Here is a 21,702-nt window from a genome sequence, read left to right on the forward strand (position 1 = left end):
GGAGGTCAGCCGCGGGTGGCCATGGCGCGCAGGAAGAAGGTCAGGTTGGCGGGGCGCTCGGCGAGGCGGCGCATGAAGTAGCCGTACCACTCCTGGCCGTACGGGAGGTAGACGCGCATCGTGTTGCCCTCGCCGGCGAGGCGCAGCTGCTCCTCGGGGCGGATGCCGAACAGCATCTGGTACTCGAAGGAGTCCCGCTTGCGGCCGTTCCACTGGGCCAGCTGGCCCGCGATCTTGATCATGTTGGGGTCGTGCGAGGCGATCATCGGGTAGCCCTCGCCCGCCATCAGGACCTTCAGGGCGCGGACGTACGCGAGGTCGACCTCGTGCTTGCCCTGGAAGGCGACCGACTCGGGCTCCTTGTAGGCGCCCTTGCACAGGCGCACGCGGGAGCCGGCGCCGGAGAAGTCACGGCAGTCGGCCTCGGTGCGGCGCAGGTAGGCCTGGAGCACGACGCCCAGCCAGGGGAAGTCCGCCCGCAGCTCGCGCGCGATGGCGAGGGTGGAGTCGGTGGTGGTGTGGTCCTCCATGTCGAGGGTCACCGTGGTGCCCGCGTCGGCGGCGGCCTCGCAGATGCGGCGGGCGTTCTCCAGCGCGATCTTCTCGCCGTCCACCGGGAGGAACTGGCCGACGGCCGACAGCTTGACCGACACCTCGGCGCCGGCCGCGAGGCCGGTCTCCTTGAGGGCCTTGAGCAGGTGCTCGTAGGCGACGGCGGTGTCGGCGGCCTGGGCGGCGTCCTTGGTGTCCTCGCCGAGGTGGTCCAGGGTGACCTTGCGGCCGGTGGCGATCAGGTCGTCGGTGGCGGTGACCGCGTCGTCGAGGACGTCGCCGGCGACGAAGCGCTCGACTATCGCGTGGGTCGGGGGGAACTTCTCGACCACGGTGCGGACCTGCGGGGACCGGGAGGCCGCGAGAAGGGCGGAACGGAGCATCGTGACTCCTGGTGCTGGTGTTTCCAAGGGTGGCAGAAGGGCCGGGACGGCGGCATCCGGGGCGCCGCGCGCAGCGCGTCCCAAGAAGGGTGGCGGCGGGCGACGGGTGGGAGGGGCCGCCGCCCCGGCGGGCGACGCCCGGCTGCGGGACCGGGCGTCGCGGGTGACCGGTGGCTACTGGGCGAGCCGTGCGATCGGTGGTGCGGGGCTGGTCAGCCCATGTGCGGGTAGCGGTAGTCCGTCGGCGGGACGAAGGTCTCCTTGACCGAGCGGGTGGAGGTCCAGCGCGCCAGGTTCTGCTTGGCCCCCGCCTTGTCGTTGGTGCCGGAGGCCCGGCCGCCGCCGAAGGGCTGCTGGCCGACGACGGCGCCGGTCGGCTTGTCGTTGATGTAGAAGTTGCCGGCCGCGAAGCGCAGCTTGTGCATCGCGTCCTGGGCCGCGGCGCGGTCCTGGGAGATGATCGAGCCGGTCAGGCCGTACGGCGACACCGACTCCATCTGGGCCAGCATCTCCTCGTACTTCTCGTCCTCGTAGACGTACACGGCGAGGATCGGGCCGAAGTACTCGTCCTTGAAGTACTCGCTCGACGGGTCCTGGCAGACCAGGACGGTCGGGCGGACGAAGTAGCCCACCGAGTCGTCGTAGGTGCCGCCGGCGAGGACCTCGACCTGCGGGTCGGCCTGGGCGCGGTCGATGGCGGCCTTGTTCTTGGCGAAGGAGCGCTCGTCGATGACGGCCGACATGAAGTTGGCCAGGTCGCTGACGTCGCCCATGGTGAGGCCGTCGACCTCGGCGGCGAACTCGTCCTTGAGGCCGGCCCAGATCGACGCCGGGACGTAGGCCCGCGACAGCGCCGAGCACTTCTGGCCCTGGAACTCGAAGGCGCCGCGGGTCATCGCGGTCTTCAGGACCTTCGGGTCGGCGGACGGGTGGGCGACCAGGAAGTCCTTGCCGCCGGTCTCGCCGACGATCCGCGGGTAGGTGCGGTAGCCGGCGATGTTGTTGCCGACCTCGCGCCACAGGTGCTGGAAGGTGGCGGTGGAGCCGGTGAAGTGGATGCCGGCGAGCGCCGGGTGCTTGAGCGCGACCTCGGAGACGGCCAGGCCGTCGCCGGTCACCATGTTGATGACGCCCTTGGGCAGGCCGGCCTCCTCCAGCAGCTGCATCAGCAGGTGCGCGGAGAACTGCTGGGTCGGGGACGGCTTCCACAGCACCACGTTGCCCATCAGCGCGGGCGCGGTCGGCAGGTTGCCGGCGATCGCGGTGAAGTTGAACGGGGTGATCGCGTAGACGAAGCCCTCCAGCGGGCGGTGGTCGCTGCGGTTCCACACGCCGTCCGAGGAGATCGGCTGCTCGGCCATGATCTGGCGGGCGAAGTGCACGTTGAAGCGCAGGAAGTCGACCAGCTCGCAGGGGGTGTCGATCTCGGCCTGCTGGGCGGTCTTGGACTGGCCGAGCATGGTGGCGGCGGCCAGGGTCTCGCGCCAGGGGCCGGCCAGCAGGTCGGCGGCCTTGAGGAAGATCGCGGCGCGGGAGTCGAAGGAGAGCGCCTGCCAGGCCGGAGCGGCGGCCAGGGCAGTGTCGATGGCGTCCTGCGCGTCGGCCTGGGTGGCGTTGCGCAGGGTGCCGAGCCGAGCCGCGTGGTTGTGCGGCTGGACGACGTGGATCTCGGTGCCGCCGCCCATCCGGCGCTCACCGTTGATCGTCATGGTCAGCTGGACCGGCTCCTGGCCGCCCAGCTCCTTCAGCTTGGCCTCCAGCCGGGCCCGTTCCGGGCTCCCGGGGGCGTAGCTGTGGACCGGCTCGTTCACCGGCGCGGGGACCTGGGTCACAGCGTCCATAGAGCGCACGCTCTCCTTCGTTCAGTGCGGGGGATCGGCCGGCGCGGGTTGCACACCGACCACAGCACGAACGCTATTCCTGGCCACCGGGCCACATGATTGGCCGGGCGGCTAAATTCCCCCGTACGGCGTTGTCCGGACCGACGAATCGGGTCACGCCGCGGTCACGAACCGCCCTCGGCCGCCCCACTGTTCACACCCCCTCGCACCACCCCGGCCCACCTCGCGCCCCCGGGCTCACGCCCCCGGCTCGCCCGACCGGCTCACGCTCCGGCGCCGGCCTTCTGGGCGTTCACCACCTCGGCCCGGCCGCGACCGCCTCCACCACCGGCCGCCTGGCTCCCCGAGCTGCGCGACGAGGCTCTCGGTGTAGCGCCGCTCGGCGTCCGGCAGCGCGAGGGCACAGTCGTCCTCGATGTCGAAACTCTGTCCGTCCGGCTAAAATCGACCACAAAACGTTGTCCGAGCGGATGAAGGAGGACCGACGTGACCACCTCCGGCCTGCCGCTCCGTCAACTCCTGATGTCCCTCGGCGAACCGCTGGTCGAGCTGCAGGCCGCCCCACAGGGGCTGGACGTCCCGGTGCGCGACGTCGCCATCCTCGACCCGGAGGACCCCCCGACCGCCGCCCCCGGCGAACTCGTGCTCGCGATCGGTGCCCGCGGCCGCGCCGCCCTGCCCGCCCTGCGCGCGGCCGGCCGGTCCGGGGCCGCCGCCGTCGCGGTCAAGCTGGACGGCCCCGGCCAGGCCGACGCGCTGCGCGAGGCCGCCACCGACGCGGGCGTCGCCCTGCTCTCGGTGCGCCGGGAGACGCGCTGGGAACACCTCGACTCGCTGGCCCGGGCGATCATCGCCGGCCCGGACGCCCCGGACGCCGCCGGCGCCCCCGAGCCCAACGCGGGCGACCTCTTCTCCCTCGCCCAGACCGTCGCCGTGCTCACCAACGGCATCGTCTCGATCGAGGACACCTCGAGCCGGGTGCTGGCCTACTCCCGCTCCTCGGACTCCGACGAGGTCGACGACCTGCGCCGGCTGTCCATCCTCGGCTGGCAGGGCCCCGAGCCGTACCTGTCCAAGCTCCGCGAGTGGGGCATCTTCCAGCACCTGCGCAGTTCGGACACCCCGATCGCGGTCGAGCCGCACCCCGAGCTGGGCCTGCGCCGCCGCCTCGCGGTCGGCATCCGGGCCGGGGCGCAGCCGCTCGGCACCATCTGGGTCCAGGAGGGCTCCCGGTCGCTGGCCCCGCTGGCCGAGCAGGCCCTGGTCGGCGCCGCCCGGGTCGCGGCCGCCCAGCTGGTGCGCCGCCGCCGGGAGCTGTCCGCCGACGTCCGGCTCACCCAGACCCTGCTGACCGGTCTGCTGGAGGGCTCCACCGGCCCCCAGTCGCTCGCCACCCACCTCGGGCTGGACCTGCGCCGCCCGGCGACCGTGCTGGCCTACAGCGCGCACACCACCGACGCGCTGCACCGCTCCGACGTCACCGGCCTGATCTCGGTGCACACCGCCGCCCGGCACCGCGCCGCGCTGCTCGCCCCGATCGACTCCCGGGTGTACGTGCTGCTGCCCGAGCTGCCCCCCGGGCTGCCGATGACCACCGTGCGCGACTGGGCCTCCGAGGTGGTGACCGCCGCCCGTGAACACCTGGGGGTCCCGCTGCGCGCCGCGATCGGCTCGACCGTCGACGGCCTGGCCCAGGTCCCCGACTCCCGGGCCCAGGCGGACCGCATCCTCGACGCGATGGGCCGCGGCGGAGTGGACCTCGACGTCGCGGCGCTGATCGACGTCCAGGCGGAGGTGCTGGTCAGCGAGATGCTCGCGCTGCTCCAGGAGCGCACCGGCCTGCGCGACCCACGACTGACCGCGCTCACCGAGTACGACCGCCGGCACGGCACCCGGCTCGCCGAGTCCGTACTGGCCTGGCTGGACGCGCTCGGCGAGGTGCGGGTGGCCGCGGACGCCCTGCACATCCACCCCAACACCCTGCGTTACCGGGTGCGCCGCGCCGAACAGTTGACCGGCATCGACCTCGCCCAGCCGCAGCAGCGCCTGCTGGCGATGCTGCAACTGCGACTGCCCGCGGACGAGTAGTCCGCGGGCAGTCCACCGGTCAGCCGGTTCCGTCGGTCACACCTGACCGCTCATCACTCGCCGTAGCCCTGGCCGCGCTTGTGCTCGTTCAGCCGGCGCCACGGGCCGCTGACGGCCAGCTGGATGCCCGGGGTCTGGATGTTGGCGAACAGGGTCTTGCCGTCGTCCGAGAAGGTCACCCCGGTGAACTCGCTGAACTCGGGCTTCTCGGCGGTGCCGATGTTCAGCTCGTTGCGGGCGATCGGGAAGACCAGGCCGTCCTCGGTGGCGCCGAACAGGTGCGAGACGCCCTCGCCGTCCTCGGCGATCACGATGCCGCCGTACGGCGAGACGGTGATGTTGTCCGGGCCGTCGAAGTTGTCGTGGTCGCCCCAGACATCGCTGTTGACGCCCAGCAGCACCTTCAGGGTGATGGTGCGGCGGTTCGGGTTGTAGAACCAGACCTGGCCGTCGTGCTGGAGCGGGCTCTCCGAACGGGCGAAGCTGGAGACGAAGTAGAAGCCGCCGTCACCCCACCACATGCCCTCCAGCTTGCGGGCGCGGGTGACCTCGCCCTCCTTGAACTGCTTGCGCACCGAGACGGTCTTGGCGTCGCGGTCCTGGACCTTGACCCAGTCCACGCCGTAGGTGGTGCCGACCTTGGTGGCGCGGGAGAGGTCGTCGATGAACTTGCCCTGCGCGTCGAAGACCTTGAAGGCCTCCAGCACACCGGCGTCGTCGGCGAGCTTGCGCAGCTTGTAGCGGCCGTGCTTGAAGTCGGCCGGCGGGGTCCAGCGGAACAGCAGGCCGTTCGGGTTCGAGGCGTCCTCGGTCAGGTAGACGTGGCCCTTCTTCGGGTCCACCACGACGGCCTCGTGCGCGTAGCGGCCGAAGGCCTTCACCGGCTGCGGGTCACGGTTGTAGTCGTCGTCGAACGGGTCGACCTCGAAGATGTACCCGTGGTCCTTGGTGAAGCCGTTCTTGCCGGCCTTGTCCTCGGTCTCCTCGCCGGACAGCCAGGTGCCCCACGGGGTCACGCCGCCGGCGCAGTTGGTGGCGGTGCCGGCGATGCCGACCCACTGCTCGACCGAGCCGTCCCGCTTGGCGTGCACGACGGTGCAGCCGCCGGCCGCGCCCGGGTCGTAGACGTGGCCCTCGATCAGCGGCACCGGGTGCGGCCAGTTGGCGCGGGCACCGGCCAGCTCGTGGTTGACGACCATCAGGTTGCCGCCGTGCTCGTCCTCGAAGGCGGAGGTGCCGTCGTGGTTGCTCGGGGTGAACTCGCCGGTGCGCAGCTTGGTGACGCCGGCCCGGTTGAGGACCTTGTACGAGAAGCCCTTCGGCAGGGAGAGCAGGCCGGCCGGGTCCTGGACCAGCGGGCCGTAGCCGACGGCGGTGCCGGCGGCCGAGTTGGTCCCGGCGGCCGCGGCGACCGGCGCCTCGCCGCCGACCGGGGCGGCGATCGCGCCCGGGGCGCTGGCCAGCGCCTCGGCGCTGCCGGCGATCAGCACGCCGGCCCCGACGAGGGTGGAACGGTTGACGAAGTCCCGGCGGGACAGCGACATGGCAGCAACTCCTGAGGATGAGCGGGGGCGTCGGTGCGGGATGCCGACGCCCAGCAGGCTCCGCCGAACGGGTTAACCCGACATGACGCCCACCTCACACCCAGGCGGCCATTTGCCGACCGATGACTGTCACATGACCTCGGCTTTACACATGTCCCCGTCAGACAGTCAGACAGTCAGACCCGGAACGCCGCGGACCCACCCGGCCACACCCGCCCGACACCCCGTCAGCGCCGCGCCGCCCGCCACTGCTCCCAGGCCGACAGCCACAGCTGCTCGGCCAGCCGCTGCTCCTCCCAGACCCCCGCCCCGCCGCCGCCCGGCCGCTCCCGCCACAACTGCGCCCACGCCCGCTGCGCCGGCAGGCTCGCCACCTCGCTCGCGAACACCGTGTACCGGACGACCTCCTCGACGGCCGCCTCGCCCTCCGCCGTGCCGACGAGCCAATGCGTCTGCTGGGAAAGCCGGTTGAGGTGGTTCACCATCGAGGTCACCGCCGCCGCGGCCTCCTCCCGGGTCTCGGTGGCCAGCCGCATCTGCTGGCGCACCGCCGCCTCCCAGCGCACCGCGCCGACCTCCCCGCGCAGCCCGCGCGGCAGCCTCGGCGTGCGCCCGACCCGCACCTGCGCCTCGATCGCGGCGGACTCGGCGACGCTCTGCTCGATCAGCGCCCGGTGCGCCTCCATCCCGACCACCGGCGGCAGTTCGCGCTCCTCGACCGGAACGTGGCGGGCCCGCCGGGCGGCCAGGTCGCGCAGCAGCTCGGTGCGGCCGCGCAGGCAGCGCTCGAAGTCGCCGATCGACCCGAGCTCCAACGCCCCGGGGGCCACCCCGCGCCCGCACACCGTGACGGTCAGCCCGCCGACCCGCAGCCGCCCCGCCCACACCGGCTCCGGCCCGGCCGCCGCCGGGGCACCGGGCGCCGGCACCGGCCGGTCCTCGTGCACCTCCACCGCGCAGGGCTCGCCGTCCACCGTGATCCATGCGCGCAACGCCCGCACCCGGCCCGGCCCGTCGCCCTCGTCGACACCCAACTGCTCGTAGACGCGGTCCCGTTCGTCCTCGACCAGGTCCTCCAGCTCGGGTAGCTGCTCACCCCGGTCGGCGCCGGGCCGGTAGGTGCGCACGGTCACGTACGGGCCGGCCGCCGAACGCCAGTCACCGCACTGGACCTCGACCCAGCACAGCTCGCCGCCGGAGGTCTCGAAGGCGGCCAGCGCCTCACCGGCCGACGTCCCACCCGTCGGTGTCCCGTCCGCCGGTGTCCTGTCCACCGGCGTCCCGCCGGCCACGCCGTACACCGGGAAGTCGGCCGCCGCCAGGGTCCTGCGGGAGAACTCCTCCTGAACGGCGAACCGGTCGGCGTGCTGCTCCGCGGGCTGATCCCCGGGCTGATCCGCGGACCGCCCGGCCGACCGGTCCGGTGCCCGGCCCGCGGGCCCACCGACGAAACGGTCCTCCCGGACCGGCCGGTCCGGAGCCGGGGCGGCCCCCGGGGAGCCGATGTTCCGCTTCTGGTGCCCGCCGCCGCTCTCCCGCACCATCCTGTGTCGCACCCCCGAGTCCTCGCGCCCGCACCGCTGACGCCACCTTACGTGGCCGCAGCTGCCGGGTCATCAGCTCCGCTCCCGGACCGGGGTGGTGGCCGTGTCAGGAGGCCCGTTGTCAGCCGCCCTCCCTAACCTGGGCGGCATGACAGCACAGAACGACGCAGCACAGGACCGGACCGGACAGGGCACCTTCCCCGCCCGGATCAGCATCGTCACCCTCGGGGTGACCGACCTCGACCGCAGCGCCCGCTTCTACGAGGCGCTCGGCTGGAAGCGCTCCGCCGCCTCCAGCCCGGAGATCGTGTGGTTCCGCACCGCCGACTCCGCGCTCGGCCTCTTCCCCACCGAGGAGCTGGCCGCCGACGCGGGCCTGCCCGTCACCGGCGAGCCCTCCTTCCGCGGCGTCACCCTCGCGGTGAACCTGGAGTCCCCCGCGCTGGTGGACGCCGCGCTGCGGACGGCGGTGGAGGCCGGCGCCGTGGTGGTCAAGCCGCCGGTCCCGACCGACTGGGGCGGCTACTCCGGCTACTTCGAGGACCCGGACGGCCACCTCTGGGAGCTGGCCCACAATCCGTTCTTCCCCTTCACCGAGGACGGCTCGCTGGACCTTCCCTGACCGGGGCCCTCGGAGCACACCGTGGGGCCCCGTCTCCCGGAGCGCACCGTGAGGCCTCAGTTCCTGGAGCGCGCCTTGAAGGCCGCCTTGCGCGCCTCCTTGGCCAGCGCCCGGTCCGGGTGCAGCTCCCCGATGGCCTCCAGGACGTCCGCCGTGTACGGGTGGTCGACCCGCCACAGCTCGCCGAACCACCCGGCCGGATCGCCGTTCACCGGCAGGTCGGTGATCAGTTCGCGCAGCAGCTCGGCGTCCCCGCCGTTGTCCAGCAGCTGGGCGGCGAAGGTGTCGACCACCGTCCACAGCGCCATCGCCCGGTCCGGCACCGGCACGTCCGTCGCCCCCTGCGCGGTCAGCCAGGCCCGTGCCGCACCGCCCAGCTCCGGGTCGTCCATGACCTCCCGGACGGCCGGCGCCGCGTCCGGCCCGAGCAGGTTGAGCGCCGAGACGCAGAGCATCCGGCGCAGCGGGCCGTAGCCGTCGGCGCCGCGCGCCGCCGCGAGCAGTTCGCGCGCCGCCGCCACCGGCTCGCGGTCGGCGGTCCACACCCGCAGCTCCTCCTCGGGGAGCACGTTGGCCGACTCGCACACCCCGCGCAGCAGCTCGGCCGCGTCCCCCTTGGCGAGGTCGCCGACCAGCGGCGCGTCGTAGCCGTCCTCCAGCAGCCACTGCCGGATGCCGTACTGGCCGAGCGGGGTCAGCCGGACCAGCCCGAACCGGGCCGACTCCTCCTCGTCCAGCGGCTCCTCGCCGACCACGGCGGGCTCCTCGCCGTCCTCCTCGTCGAACAGCTCGGGGTCGATCGGGCGGTACTCCAGCAGGCCGAGCTCGGCGAGGTCGCCCAGCATCGGGTCCAGCGCGACCATCACGTCGGTGATGTCACCGAGCAGCTCCTCGCTCGGCTCCTCGCCCTCCGGGACCACCAGCAGCGCGGCCAGCACGCCCAGCGGCACGGTCTCGTTGCCCGGCTCGGCGAAGGCGGTGGTCTCGTAGAGCACCTGCAGGGCCTCGTCCAGCAGTTCGGCGGCCTCGTCGCGGGCCTCCTCGACCTCGGAGAGCGCGTCCTCGTCCTCCTCGACCTCCCCGGCGGGCTCGGCGCCCTCGCCCGCCCCGCCGAGCCCGGCCGGCTCGCCCTCGGCCTCCTCCGGGACGGAGTCCGCCTCGACGGCCAGCTCCCGGACGATCCCGGCGGCGGTCAGCCACAGCTCCAGGACGGTCTCCGGGTCGCCCTGCTCGGCGGGCTCCAGGTCCGGGCCGGGGACGGCGACGTGCTCGCCCTCCGCGGTCGTGCCGAGTTCCACCAGGTCCAGGTCGCAGGCCAGCGACCAGGCCCGCAGCGCCTCGACCTCGGCCTCCTCGGGCACCTCGCCCTCGGCCGGGGCCAGGCCCAGCAGCCGGGCCGCGGGCGCGCGGTCCTCCTCGACCAGGTCCCCGAACTCGTCCACCGCCCGGTGCGGGGCGGCCCAACGGGCCAGCGCCAGCGCGTACCCGAACATCGGTACGGCCTTCGCCTGCTCGGCCAGTTCGCGCTCGGCGGGCAGCTTCACCGGCGGGACCAGGACGGCCGCGTCGTCCAGGTCCTCGTCGTCCAGCCCGTGCGCGGCGAACGCCCCGTAGAGGTCCTGCAGCTCCAGGTCGGCCGGCAGCACGGCCTCGGTGCTGCCCTCACCCGCCGGAGCCCCGGTGTTCTTGCGACGTCGTCCGGCCATCGTTGTGCGCTCTCCCTCAGCCAGCGGTCAGCCAAACAGCGCCGCGTACCGATCCACCACCTCAGCGTATAGGTCGGGCACCCCCGATGCCCGGCCGTGTGGGGCGCGTCCAGGGGCGCGCGCCGTGGGCGTACGCCTACCCTTTATCCTTCGGTCTGGTACCGCGCACACCCCGCGCGTGCCACCGGGGCAACGAAGCCCACCGCCCTCCACCCGACCCCGGGCCGGAGGGGCCCTCTTCAGCTCACCTCGCCCCACCAGGGAGCCCTCACCCGCGGCCACCACCACAGCGCCTCCGGACGGGCGCGCCGGCACACCCCGCCGACCCCGGTGGTGCCCGGCCACAGGAGACCCCTGCCATGGCGGACCTCTCCCCCGCCGGCTCCGGCCTGCGCACCGCGCAGCTCGACGGACGCCGACTGTCGGAGGCCCTGCTTCCCCTGGAGCTCGCGCCTCGCGCCCAGCTCCAGCTCGCCACGATCAGCCGCTGGAACGCGCTGCGCGGCGTCCGCGTCGGCCTGGTGGCCGCCGCCCTGCTGCTGATGCTGATCGGCGCCAACCTCGCGACCCCGATCTACTCGCTGCTCCAGCAACGGCTGAACCTCACCGCGCTCGACACCACGGTCCTCTTCGCGGTCTACGTGTTCGCGCTGATCCCGGTGCTCGCCGTCGTCGGCCACTGGTCCGACCACCTCGGCCGACGCGCCCTGATCCTGCCCGCCGTCGCGCTGTCCGCCATGGGCGACGTCGTGTTCGCCACCGCCGGCAGCTTCTGGCAGCTCGCCGCCGGGCGGGCGGTCCAGGGCATCGCGGTCGGCCTGGCCACCGGCGCCGCCGGAGCCGCCCTCGGCGACCTGCTGCCCGACCGCCCGACCCTCGCCGCCAAGATCACCCTGGCCTGCTCGGCGGGCGGCGTCGCGCTCGGCCCGGTCGTCGGCGCCCTGCTGGCCGGCGGCTCCGACCCGCTGCTGACGCCCTTCCTGCTGCACGCCATCGCCCTGGTGGCGCTCTGCGTGCCGCTCGCCCTCCTCCACCCCCGGATGCCCGGCCGCAACCGCCCGCCGGCGTCGCCGCCCCGGATCACCACCCCGGCCCACCTGCGCCCGCAGCGCCTGCGCCTGCCGCGCACCGGCCGCCGGGAGTTCCTGCTCGCCGCCACGGCCGGATTCGTCTCCTACGCGGTCTTCGGCGTCTACCTCAGCCTCGCCCCGGCCTTCGCCGCCAACCTGCTGCATACCGACTCCAAGCTGGTCGGCGCGATCGTGGCCGCCCTCCTGCTCGGCTCCTCGGCCGCCACCCAGCTGGTCGTCCCGCCCACCTCGGACCGCGTGGTGACCGCCCTCGGCATGACCGGCCTGGCCACCGGCCTCGGCCTGGTCGTCGCCGCCGGGTACACCGGCACCCCCGCGCTCCTCTTCATCGGCAGCGTCCTCGGCGGCATCTCCCAGGGCGTGGCCTACCGCTCCCTGTTCACCGGCGCCGTCGCCGCGATGAACCCCGAACGCCGGGGCTCCGAGCTCAGCTCCCTCTGGGTCATCGTCTACCTCGGCAGCTCCGGCCCGATCATCGCCCTCGGCGCCCTGGTCCAGCGCTACGGCCTCCTCCCCGCCGTCAGCGGCTTCACCGCCCTCGCCGCCGCCCTCTGCGCCGCCCTGGCCCTCGCCATCGCCCGCAAGCCCAAGCCGACGGCCTGACCCCACCCCACGAAAAACTGCCCGGGACTTCCGAAGAAGTCCCGGGCAGCGTCGTTCGTCCATCCGCGGCGCCCACCCATCCCCACTTCGCCCGCCGCCGGGTGAACACCCGCGCGCGATCTGCTTCGCTGAACAGGTTCACCGCCGTTCCCCACCGTCCACCCCCCACCCGCTACCGGCGGGTGCCCGCCCCGGGCCTGGCCGCGCGCCGCCCGGCCGGGCGGCGCGCGGCACAGATGGATCTGACCTCCCCGGCCAGTGACCCTATTTGTGCCATTTCATTCCAATATGGAGGAGTGCAGGGGCGGCGCAACCAGGGCTGGTCGGCCACGACAGGCGGTGAGCGATGGAACGTGTGACAGGCCCACTGGCCAGCGACGTCACGGTGAGACGCTTTGCTGCCGGTGACTCCGTGGAAGAGCTGACCACCCTGCTCCATCGCGCCTACGCTGATCACGCGGCTGCCGGCAGGGTCTTCTTCGCGTCCTACCAGTCCGTGCAGGACACGGCCCATCGGCTGGGTGCGGGCGAGTGCTGGGTTGCCTGCAGAGGCACGGAGCTCGTGGGATCGGTGACGGTGGCGGCCCCGTACACGATGCCTACCGGATATCCGGTACCAGCGGGAGCCGGCTCGTTCTGGCAACTGGCAGTGGATCCTACGTACCGCGGAACGGGGCTTGGGCAGCGTCTGCTGGCGCTGGCGGAAGAGCGCGTCGCTGGTCTCGGGGCCAGGACGGTAATCATCGACACATCGGCCGACGCGGTCGAGTTGGTCGGCTGGTACCGCCGGCGGGGGTACGTGCCGGTCGGGACGTGGCGGTGGGATGTCACCAACTACCAGAGCGTGGTCCTGCTGAAAGACCTCGCGGAGGTCGGGCGCGAGAGGTGAAGCGAGCGGCCGATGCTCTTCCGAGCTGGAAGGAGATCAGCCGCCCGCGCGAAGGCTCCGAGCTACTGGCCGAGCACTCGGGCAGCGTCCTGGGCAGCGATGGCGAGCGCCTCGTCGAGCGCTCCGGTGTGGCGTCCGCCGGCGCTGGCGGCGGGGCCCTTGCCGCCGGCTCCGCCACCGACCGTGCGGGCAGCCGGGATGAGGATCTGGCTGGCGTGGGTGCCGGTGTCGTGGAGGCTTCGGGTGATGGCGGCGGCGAGGAGGGCCTTACCGGCGTGTTCGGTGCCGAGGATGACCACGGCCTGGTCGTCGCCCAGGAGGTCGGCGATGTTGGTGGCCAGCGTGCGGAGCTCGGCGGGGCCGAGGCCGGTGACCTTTTCGGTGACGATCCGGCCGCCGGGGACGGTGTGGGCGGAGGCGGCGAGCTGCTGGGCGCGGGTGTGGAGCTCGGCCTCGCGGAGGCGGGCGAGTTCCTGGTGGGCGGTGGTGAGGGCGTCGAGGCGCTTGCGGAGGGTGTCGGGGGCGTCCTGGGGGCGGGTGCCGAGGAGGGTGGAGAGTTCGTCGAGGAGGCGGCGCTCGGTGTCGTAGTACTTCAGGGCGTCCCGGCCGGTGAGGGCTTCGATACGGCGGAGGTTGGAGCCGACGGAGGCTTCGCCGAGGATGCGGACAGGGCCGGCGTTGGAGCCGTGGCCGATGTGGGTGCCGCCGCAGAGTTCGCGTGAGAAGTCGCCGATGTCGACGATGCGGACGTGGTCGCCGTACTTCTCGCCGAACAGGGCGGTGGCTCCGGCAGCCTCGGCTTCGGAGCGGGTGGCGTGCCAAATGCGGACTTCGGGGTCGTCGAGGAGGTGGTCGTTCACGAGGGCCTCGATGGCGGCGAGCTGGATGCGGTCGACAGACGAGAAGTGGGCGAAGTCGAAGCGCAAGCGACCGGCGTCGACGAGGGAGCCGTGCTGGCGGGCATGGTCGCCGAGGGTGCGGCGGAGCATGGCGTGCAGGACGTGGGTGGCGGAGTGGGAGCGGGCCACCGCGTCGCGGCGCGGGCCGTCAACGAGGGCTTCGGCCTGCTCGCCGGTGCGGATCTCGCCCTCGCGGACGCGGACGGTGTGGACGTGGAAGCCCTCCAGGCCGAGCCTGGTGTCCAGGACCTCCAGGAGCGCGCCGCCAGCGGTGCGGATGGTACCGGTGTCGCCGACCTGGCCGCCTGACTCGGCGTAGAACGGGCTGCGGTCCAGGACCAGTTCGACGGTGCTGCCCTGGTCGGCGCCGGGCACGACGGTGCCATCGGAGACGAGGCCGAGGACGGTGGCCTCGGTGTCGAGGCGGTCGTAGCCGGTGAAGTCGGTGCGGCCGTGGCGGGCGGACAGCTCGCGGTAGGCGTCCAGGCGGCGCAGGGCCTCGGCGGTCTTGGCCTTGCCGCCCGCCTTGGCACGCTTCTGCTGTTCGGCGAGCAGGGCGGTGAAGCGGTCCTCGTCGACGCTCAACCCGGCGTCGCGGGCGGCCTCGATGGTCAGCTCGACGGGGAAGCCGTAGGTGTCGTGCAATTCGAAGGCGGTATCGCCGGTGAGGGTGATGGAGCGGCCCTCGCGGCTGCGGGTGATGGCGGCGTTGAGCAGCCGGGTGCCTTGGGCGAGGGTGCGGGTGAAGGACTCCTCCTCGGCGGTGACGACCTGCTCGATGAGGGAGGCCTGGCCCACCAGTTCGGGCCAGACGTCGCCGAGGTTGGCGATGACGCTGGCGGTGACCGGGGCCAGGACGGGCTGGTCGATGCCGAGCAGCCGGGCGTGGCGGATCGCGCGGCGCATCAGACGGCGCAGAACGTAGCCGCGGCCGTCCTTGGAAGGCAAGACGCCGTCCGCGATGAGGTAAGCGATGGAGCGGGCGTGCTCGGCGACGACCTGGAAGGAGACCTTCTCCTCGCTGCCCGAACCGCTGCCGGGGTAGTCGCGGCCGGCGAGTTCCTGGACGGTGGTGAGGGTCGGCAGGAGGAGGTCGGTGCCGCAGACGTTCTCGACGTCTTGGAGGATCGCGGCAAGGCGGTCGAGGCCGAGGCCAGTGTCGATGCTCTGCCGCGCGAGGTCGCCCAGGATCGGGAAGGTGCCGTTGTCGTCGTCCTCGCCGCGCAGGGACTGCATGAAGACGAGGTTCCAGATCTCGACGTACCGCTCGCCGTCGACGGCCGGTCCGCCTTCGCGGCCGAAGGCCGGACCACGGTCGTAGTTGAGTTCGGAGGAGGGGCCGCAGGGGCCGGGAACGCCCATGTCCCAGAAGTTGTCCGCGCCCAGGCGCTGGATGCGGTCGGCGGGGACGCCGATCTTGCGCCAGAGCTGTTCGGCCTCGTCGTCGTCCTGGTGGACGGTGATCCAGAGGCGGTCCTTCTCCAAGTTGTAGCCCTGGGTGAGGAGTTCCCAGGCGTAGGCGATGGCGTCGGCCTTGAAGTAGTCGCCGAAGGAGAAGTTGCCCATCATCTCGAAGAACGTGGCGTGCCGGTTGGTGCGGCCGACGTTCTCGATGTCGGAGGTGCGGGCGCACTTCTGGATGGTGGTGGCGCGGGGGTACTCCGGGGTGACCTCGCCCAGGAAGTAGGGCTTGAACTGGTTCATGCCGGCGTTGGCCAGCAGCAGGGTCGGGTCGGAGGGGATGAGCGGGCTGGACGGGACGTGGCGGTGGCCGCGCGAGGTGAAGAAGTCCAGGAAAGTGGAGCGGATCTGCGTCGAGCGCATGGCGGTATGGCCCTCACGGAAGAGTCGCGGAGAGGTGGGGGGTGATCACACGCCGAGCCGGGCCGAGAACGAGGACTGAGTGGTTCTCAGTTCTCCAGCTCGGCGCAGATAGCTCGCGCCCCCACGGTGTAGACCATGACTCCGGCATCCGTCGCTCTGAGGTAGCGCAGCCGACAGCGACGACGCAAACGGTCCGCTGCGACTGCGCCACCAACAGTAGCGGGTTCGGAGTCAAGATCGCTTGGAGTTGTCCTCCTGTCGGCCGATGCCGACCAGGAGGGGCAGGACGAAGGCGGCGTGGTCAGCGCCATTGCCCGCAAGCCCGGGCCGACGACCTGACCCGTACGAGAAACGCCGCTGCCTGGGACTACTCCAGTAGTCCCAGGCAGCGGCGCTCGTCCACGAGCGGCGCCCACCCATCCCCACTTCGCCCACCGCCAGGTGAACACCCGCGCGCCATCCGCTGCGGTGAGCAGGTCTACCACCGTTCCCCACCATCCACCCCACACCCGCCTGCCGGCGGCTGCCCGCCCCCGCCCTCGGTGCGACAGGCACCACCGCGCAACCCCTTCGTCCGAAGGAGAGGTTCGCTCGGCAGCAGGTTGACGGCCTCTCCTCAAGAAGGGCGAGCTTGGAAGCCGGCCCAGCTGCCCTGGACCTCCTCCGCTGGTGGGGCATACCGCACTTGGCCGCCCATGCCTCGGCCCGGTTCAGCAGGACGAGCCCCTCTCCGGCCGTCGCACGGTCGCTCGTCCTCGCACTGACGGACCGGTTCGGCGTCGACTCCCCTGCCGGGGGCGGGAAGTCGGTGCGGGCGGAGTGCGGCATGGCCCTACAGCCGGGCCGCTCCGTGCTCCAGGTAGACGGTCTCGGACCGGGTCCTGGCCGCGCAGGCGGCGTGGACGCGGCGGGCGAGGCGCGGGATGAGGAGTTCGTCGAGCTGGTCGGTGGCGTGGAAGGCGTACTCGCCGATCTCCACCTGGTCGACGGTGATGTTGTCGAGCTCGTCGGCGGAAAGGACGTCGCCGTCGAAGACGAAGAGGAGCTTGTCGCCCTCGGTGGGGTGAGGTGCCCAGTCCGCAACGAGCAGGCGGCCGATCGGCGGGGTGATGCCAAGCTCCTCCTTGACCTCCCGGGCCGCACCCTCGCTCGGGGTCTCCCCGGCGTGCAGGTAGCCACCGGGGATCTCCCAGCCCGGCTTGTACGTCGGCTTCACCAGGAGGACGCGGTCGTCCTCGTCGAAGAAGAGCACGCCGGCGGCGGTACGGGGCTTGGCCACGACCTCATGGGACTGGGAGTCGCTCATGGCGACGACTGTAGCCACCCAGCCGCGTCACGCGACGATCTGGAGCCGCTGGGCGACGCCTGCCAGCAAATAGCTTGGTTTGCCGCACTGTTGGCGGACCCGGTCGGTCACCAGATGTCGGGGGATGAAGTGGTAGCGGACTTGCTCGGGGGCCAGCTCCTTGGCGACCCGCCAGGCCGGAAAACCGTCAGGCCGAACGGCTCTTCCACGCACTGATGCGAAAAGCCTGATCTCGCACAGCTGCGGACGGAGACGCCCGGCTGGCAGGATCGGCGTATGAGGATTCTCGTGCTGGGTGGCGGCTGGTTCCTGGGCCGCGCGGTCGTGAGTTGCGCGTTGGAACGAGGTTGGGAGGTGACCACGTTCACGCGTGGGCAGTCTGGCATCCCGGTGCCTGGAGCGGTCGCCGTGCACGGCGACCGGGAACGCCCTGAAGACCTGGCACGTCTGACCGATCACGGCCCGTGGGACGCCGTGATCGACACCTCGGCCTCGGAGCTGTCGCCGCGTGTTGTCCTGGCGGGCACCCGGGCCCTGGAACCGGTCGTCGGCCGGTACGTCTACATCTCCACCGTGTCGGTGTACGAGGGGTGGCCCAATGAGCCCCTGACCGTGGATTCGCCCGTGCTGGAGGCACCGGCCGACGCCGGCCCGGAATACGGGGAGCTGCCCGAAGGATGGACCGGACCTAACGCCCACTACGGACAGCAGAAGGCCGGTGCTGAGCGTGCGGTGACCGAGGCCTTCGGTCTCACCCGTACGAGCCTGCTCAGGCCCGGAGTCATCCTCGGGCCCGGTGAGTACGTGGGCAGGCTGCCGTGGTGGCTGCGCCGTGCCGAACGAGGAGGCCGCATCCTCGCACCCGGCAATCCAGCGAAGTCGATCCAACCTGCCGACGTGCGAGACGTAGCTGCCTTCGCGCTCGACCAAACCCAGGTGGTCGGTCACCAGGTGCACAACGTCACCGCACCGGTCGGCCGCGAGACGATGGGCGGATTCCTTACTGCCTGCATGGATACGACCGGGAGTTCCGGCGAGCTGACGTGGGTCACGGATGACGTCCTGCTCAACAGCGGTCTCCGTCAGTGGACGGAGATCCCGCTCTGGCGCACGCACCCAGGCGTCTGGGCCATCGATTCCTCGTCGGCGCTCACGGCAGGCTTCCGCTGCCGACCGCTCGCCGAAACCGTCGCGGACACCTGGACCTGGCTCCAGCAGGGAAACGTGCCCGTGCCGCACCAGCGTTGGGACGAGCACGGGATCTCCCCGGAGAAGGAGAAGGCCATCCTGTCGACAGTTGACTAGCTACCGGACCCGTTGATGGCAAGCCGCACCGCGCCCGGCCCCGTGATGCGCGGTGCGGCAACCAGCGTGAAGTCGTCGATCCTCTCAACCAGGTCACGGGCGACAACGGCGTCCCGATAGGTCGGTGAGACCAACTCGACCCGGACTGCGTTCACCCGGTTGACGAGACCGGCACTACGCCACTCCCTTGGCATGGACAGCACCCGTCCCATCTCCTCGGCAGCACCGTCGAGATCACGACGCATCAGCAATGCAGCCGCCAGATCCGCACCCGCCTTTGCGGCGACCGCCAGCGGAGTAGAGGACGATGCCTGGCCGGCGATCAACTCCAGCGACTTCCGGGCGGACGCTTCCGCCCCGGCTCCGTCCCGGAGGACCAACAGCGTCGAGCTGTTGCTCATCGCGACGCGCTCCACGCTGAAGTGGAACTCGCCGCCGATCCCGTCGTGGAGATCATCCGTCGCAGGCCCCCGTTCTGCCAGGCTGAGCTCAATCGCCGCATGGGCCTCTTCCCGCCGCCCGAGGTGCGCGTGCGAACGAGCTGCGATCGCTGCGAGCCTGGCCCGCCCGGTGGCTCCGACACCGGGAAAGGACTGGGCCAACGTGATCTGGCGCACCGCCTGAGCAGGATTGCCATCCCAGTAGTACAGCAGCGCCAGGTAGCCACGGGTGTACGCCTGCAACGGCCCGTGTTCTGCCACTTGACCGTAGAGCGCGGCGGCCCGCATCAGCTCGACAGCCGTCGGCATGGAACCGAGGTCGAACGCACAGCCCCCGAGGATCGCCGATGCCTGGCCGGCTACGACGTAGAGACGGCTCCGTTGGGATGGCAGCTGAGTGCGGTCAAGCATGACGGTGGCGAGACCGAGCAGTTCCTTGACCCGCATGAATATCTCGTGGGGTGGAGTGCTGGTGTACGCCTGCGCCGTGGTCACCAGGTCGTCCTCAAGTTGGTCGAGGGTGAGGTCAGGCAGAAGCTGTGAGGCCGCGTCGGCGGCGTGGGCTCGGACATCGCGTGCAGTCATAACAAGTTCTCTTTCATCGAACACAGGAGTCGGTACCGCGCGCAGCAGCTGCTCCTGCTCGTCGCTGTAGGGCGCGAAGAGCTCCTCCACCGGCCTGCCGAAGATCTGCTTGAGGATCGCGGGCGCCGGGTGGTGGGGCCGGGCGACCTGACCGGAGCGCCACCGCGTGAAGCTCTTGTCCGTCAGGTCGACGTTCCTGAAGGCGAGATCACCGGTCCGCTCGTGGAGCAGCGCGGCAGCCCGCCTGTACTCGGCCAGGAAACCGCGGAAGTCCATGCCGGACTCAGTGACCAGGGCATCGAACAGGTTCATCGCGGTTCCCTTCGCCGCAGCCCGGTGCGGACTGCGTCTGCTCCCTGCCTACCACCGCCGGGCCACAGCTCGTACGGGTGATGCGGAAGTGTCTACGAACTGTCCGCGGATTGTCTCTACCCATCACCCCAAAGGAGAGCAAGTGTCCAAGGTCTGCCCGTAGTTCTGTCCTCGCCACCAGGCCAAGGTTGGTCCCCGCAGGCAAACCAAGACCGGAGCGTTCAAGCGCTCCTGCCGATCGGAGCGATGCACATGGTGGCCATCGGACGAGAGAGGTCTCTCCGCCGCTGGGAGGGCTCTTTCCCGGCGGAGGTGACCGCGGTTCCCACGGCACGCCGCATCGCGCGTTCCAAGCTCGGGGAGTGGGGGTGGGACGTCGACAACGAACGGGTTCGCGATGTCCTGCTCATCCTCGCCGAGTTGACGACGAACGCGATCCGGCACGCCAGCGAGTCGGGCGACGTCGTCAGGGTGCAGATCGACGAGGCCGACGGCTACTTCCGCATCGAGGTCCTGGACTCCCGGCCCGACCTTCCGCTGAAGAAGGTTCAGGCCGCCCGCAACGACGAACATGGTCGCGGACTCCTCCTCGTCCAGGGTCTGGCGCACGCCATGGGTGAGGAGCTGGCGGCCACGACCAAGAAGGTCTGGGCGAGCGTTCGAGTCGCCGACGCCCTTGCTCGCCCCCGCTGTCTGTAGCGAACGGCATCAATACCAAGGAGACATCGTGAACACCGAACCCGCCCCGGAGACCCTGCGCGCCGCCATGGTGGCGGCGCTGCGCGAGGACGGGACGATCCGTACCGAGCGGATCGCCGAGGTCCTGGGCCGTGTCCCACGCGAGCGGTTCGCCCCCGAGGCGCAGCCCACCGAGGCCTACGACCCGGAACGCGCCGTGGTGACCAAGCGCGACACGGACGGGCTCGCCATCAGCTCCGTCTCCGCCGCGCGCATCCAGGCGTTCATGCTGGAGCAGGCGGCTCCCAGGCCCGGAGAGAACGTCCTGGAGATCGGATCCGGCGGCATGTTCGCCTCCTACCTCGCCGAACTCGTCGCTCCCGACGGTGCGGTCACCACCATGGACATCGACCCGGAGGTCACCGGCCGTGCCCGCCGGCTGCTCGATGACGCCCGCTACGAGCACGTCCGGGTCGTCACCGCCGACGGCGCGTTCGGTGTCCCGGAGCACGCTCCGTTCGACCTGATCGTCGTCACCGTCGGGGCTCCGGACGTTCCGCCGGCCTGGGTGGAGCAACTGGCCCCCGGTGGACGGATCGTCGTGCCGCTGCGCGTTCGCGGCTTGATGCGTTCGCTCGTCCTCGTCCGTGCGGGCGACCACCTGGTGAGCATCGGTTACGAGCTGTGCGGGTTCGTGCCGATGCAGGGAGCGGCGGAGAACCGCGAGCGCCTGGTGCTGCTGCACGACGAGCCGGGCGAGGAGGTCGGGCTGCGGCTCGACGACGGCGATCAGGTCGACGTCGAAGCCCTGAGCGCGGCACTGGCCACGCCTCGCCAGGAGGTGTGGTCGGGGGTGACGGTCGGCGGCGAGGAGCCGATCGACGACCTGGACCTGTGGCTGGCCACCGCGCTGGACGGTCACACCCGGCTGACCGCCACACCGGCCGCCCGGGCCAAGGGGATCGTCGCGTCCGCCTCCCCCCTAGGCGTGGCCACGGTCGTGGTGGGCGGCACCCTCGCCTACCGCACCGTCCGCCCCACCGACGAGGCCCGCACCCGCTTCGAGCTCGGCGCGTACGGGCACGGCCCGGCCGCCGGCACTGCCGCCGCCCGCCTCGTCCACGAGATCCACGTCTGGGACCAGGAGCACCGGGGCGGCCCCGGCGCCCGCTTCGAGATCCACCCCGCCGGTACTCCGGACGACCGACTGCCCGCGGGCCGTGTGGTCGACAAGACCCACACCCGCATCACCATCTCCTGGCCCGGAAAGCCGTGACCGGCCCCGACGTCAGGTGAAGCACCACCTCACCCATCCCCAACTCCGCCAGGAGGTAGGAGACATGGCCCAGACCCAGGAAAACGACTTCGAGCTGGACGTCACGATCATCGAACAGGGCCCCGTGATCGGCGAGCTGATGAGCAGCACCGATGACGGCTGCGGGCAGACCTGCCAGTCGGCCTGTTCCAACAGCGGCTGCATCGCCTGACCC

Annotated in this window: 16 protein-coding genes; 8 read left to right on the plus strand and 8 right to left on the minus strand. The window is 71.7% G+C overall.

Going from position 1 to position 21,702, the window contains the following annotated elements:
- Positions 1–5: 5 nt before the first annotated feature.
- The gene (locus ACGF0D_RS04960) at positions 6–935 is read right to left on the minus strand and encodes a proline dehydrogenase family protein (RefSeq protein WP_392878447.1); all 930 of its coding nucleotides are present in this window, start codon (positions 933–935) and stop codon (positions 6–8) included.
- 212 nt (positions 936–1,147) lie between these two features.
- Positions 1,148–2,776: an L-glutamate gamma-semialdehyde dehydrogenase gene (gene pruA, locus ACGF0D_RS04965; protein WP_392878449.1), complete on the minus strand. Its 1,629-nt coding sequence runs from the start codon at positions 2,774–2,776 to the stop codon at positions 1,148–1,150.
- 486 nt (positions 2,777–3,262) lie between these two features.
- On the opposite strand from pruA, the gene ACGF0D_RS04970 reads away from it, so the two are divergent.
- Entirely contained in the window at positions 3,263–4,864 is a 1,602-nt protein-coding gene (locus ACGF0D_RS04970) for a PucR family transcriptional regulator (RefSeq protein WP_392878451.1), read from the plus strand.
- Between the two features lie 53 nt (positions 4,865–4,917).
- Here the strand turns inward: ACGF0D_RS04970 and ACGF0D_RS04975 are convergent, their stop codons facing one another.
- Positions 4,918–6,408: an alkaline phosphatase PhoX gene (locus ACGF0D_RS04975; RefSeq protein WP_392878453.1), complete on the minus strand. Its 1,491-nt coding sequence runs from the start codon at positions 6,406–6,408 to the stop codon at positions 4,918–4,920.
- Between the two features lie 227 nt (positions 6,409–6,635).
- Positions 6,636–7,964, minus strand: coding sequence for a hypothetical protein (locus ACGF0D_RS04980; RefSeq protein ID WP_392914010.1), 1,329 nt, complete (start codon positions 7,962–7,964; stop codon positions 6,636–6,638).
- 136 nt (positions 7,965–8,100) lie between these two features.
- On the opposite strand from ACGF0D_RS04980, the gene ACGF0D_RS04985 reads away from it, so the two are divergent.
- Positions 8,101–8,574 (plus strand): VOC family protein, encoded by a 474-nt coding sequence (locus ACGF0D_RS04985; protein WP_392878456.1) that lies wholly within the window; start codon positions 8,101–8,103, stop codon positions 8,572–8,574.
- A gap of 56 nt (positions 8,575–8,630) precedes the next feature.
- On the opposite strand, the gene ACGF0D_RS04990 is transcribed toward ACGF0D_RS04985, so the two are convergent.
- Positions 8,631–10,280, minus strand: coding sequence for a hypothetical protein (locus ACGF0D_RS04990; RefSeq protein ID WP_392914011.1), 1,650 nt, complete (start codon positions 10,278–10,280; stop codon positions 8,631–8,633).
- Positions 10,281–10,639: 359 nt separating this feature from the next.
- Between ACGF0D_RS04990 and ACGF0D_RS04995 the strand changes: the two genes are divergently transcribed.
- Complete coding sequence (locus ACGF0D_RS04995; RefSeq protein WP_392914012.1) at positions 10,640–11,974, plus strand: MFS transporter; 1,335 nt, start codon at positions 10,640–10,642, stop codon at positions 11,972–11,974.
- 412 nt (positions 11,975–12,386) lie between these two features.
- Positions 12,387–12,863 carry a GNAT family N-acetyltransferase gene (locus ACGF0D_RS05000; protein ID WP_392914013.1) on the plus strand — a complete coding sequence of 159 codons (477 nt, stop codon included), beginning with the start codon at positions 12,387–12,389 and terminating at the stop codon, positions 12,861–12,863.
- Between the two features lie 62 nt (positions 12,864–12,925).
- Here the strand turns inward: ACGF0D_RS05000 and alaS are convergent, their stop codons facing one another.
- On the minus strand, positions 12,926–15,586 hold the full coding sequence (alaS, locus tag ACGF0D_RS05005; RefSeq protein WP_392914014.1) for an alanine--tRNA ligase: 2,661 nt from the start codon (positions 15,584–15,586) through the stop codon (positions 12,926–12,928).
- 832 nt (positions 15,587–16,418) lie between these two features.
- Positions 16,419–16,892 carry an NUDIX domain-containing protein gene (locus ACGF0D_RS05010; protein ID WP_392914015.1) on the minus strand — a complete coding sequence of 158 codons (474 nt, stop codon included), beginning with the start codon at positions 16,890–16,892 and terminating at the stop codon, positions 16,419–16,421.
- Between the two features lie 276 nt (positions 16,893–17,168).
- Here ACGF0D_RS05010 and ACGF0D_RS05015 point away from each other — a divergent pair, with 276 nt between their 5' ends.
- Positions 17,169–18,197 (plus strand): NAD-dependent epimerase/dehydratase family protein, encoded by a 1,029-nt coding sequence (locus ACGF0D_RS05015; protein WP_392914016.1) that lies wholly within the window; start codon positions 17,169–17,171, stop codon positions 18,195–18,197.
- Here the strand turns inward: ACGF0D_RS05015 and ACGF0D_RS05020 are convergent.
- On the minus strand, positions 18,194–19,534 hold the full coding sequence (locus ACGF0D_RS05020) for a hypothetical protein (protein WP_392914017.1): 1,341 nt from the start codon (positions 19,532–19,534) through the stop codon (positions 18,194–18,196). The two genes, ACGF0D_RS05015 and ACGF0D_RS05020, sit on opposite strands and share 4 nt — an antisense overlap.
- Positions 19,535–19,786: 252 nt before the next feature.
- Here ACGF0D_RS05020 and ACGF0D_RS05025 point away from each other — a divergent pair, with 252 nt between their 5' ends.
- From ACGF0D_RS05025 to ACGF0D_RS05035, 3 genes are all read left to right on the plus strand, one after another.
- Entirely contained in the window at positions 19,787–20,233 is a 447-nt protein-coding gene (locus ACGF0D_RS05025) for an ATP-binding protein (protein WP_392914018.1), read from the plus strand.
- Positions 20,234–20,261: 28 nt separating this feature from the next.
- Positions 20,262–21,488 (plus strand): methyltransferase, FxLD system, encoded by a 1,227-nt coding sequence (gene fxlM, locus ACGF0D_RS05030; protein WP_392914019.1) that lies wholly within the window; start codon positions 20,262–20,264, stop codon positions 21,486–21,488.
- Positions 21,489–21,552: 64 nt separating this feature from the next.
- The gene (locus ACGF0D_RS05035; RefSeq protein WP_392914020.1) at positions 21,553–21,699 is read left to right on the plus strand and encodes an FxLD family lanthipeptide; all 147 of its coding nucleotides are present in this window, start codon (positions 21,553–21,555) and stop codon (positions 21,697–21,699) included.
- Positions 21,700–21,702 lie beyond the last annotated feature (3 nt).

The sequence above is a fragment of the Kitasatospora sp. NPDC048298 genome (genome assembly GCF_043201465.1).
Lineage (GTDB): Bacteria > Actinomycetota > Actinomycetes > Streptomycetales > Streptomycetaceae > Kitasatospora.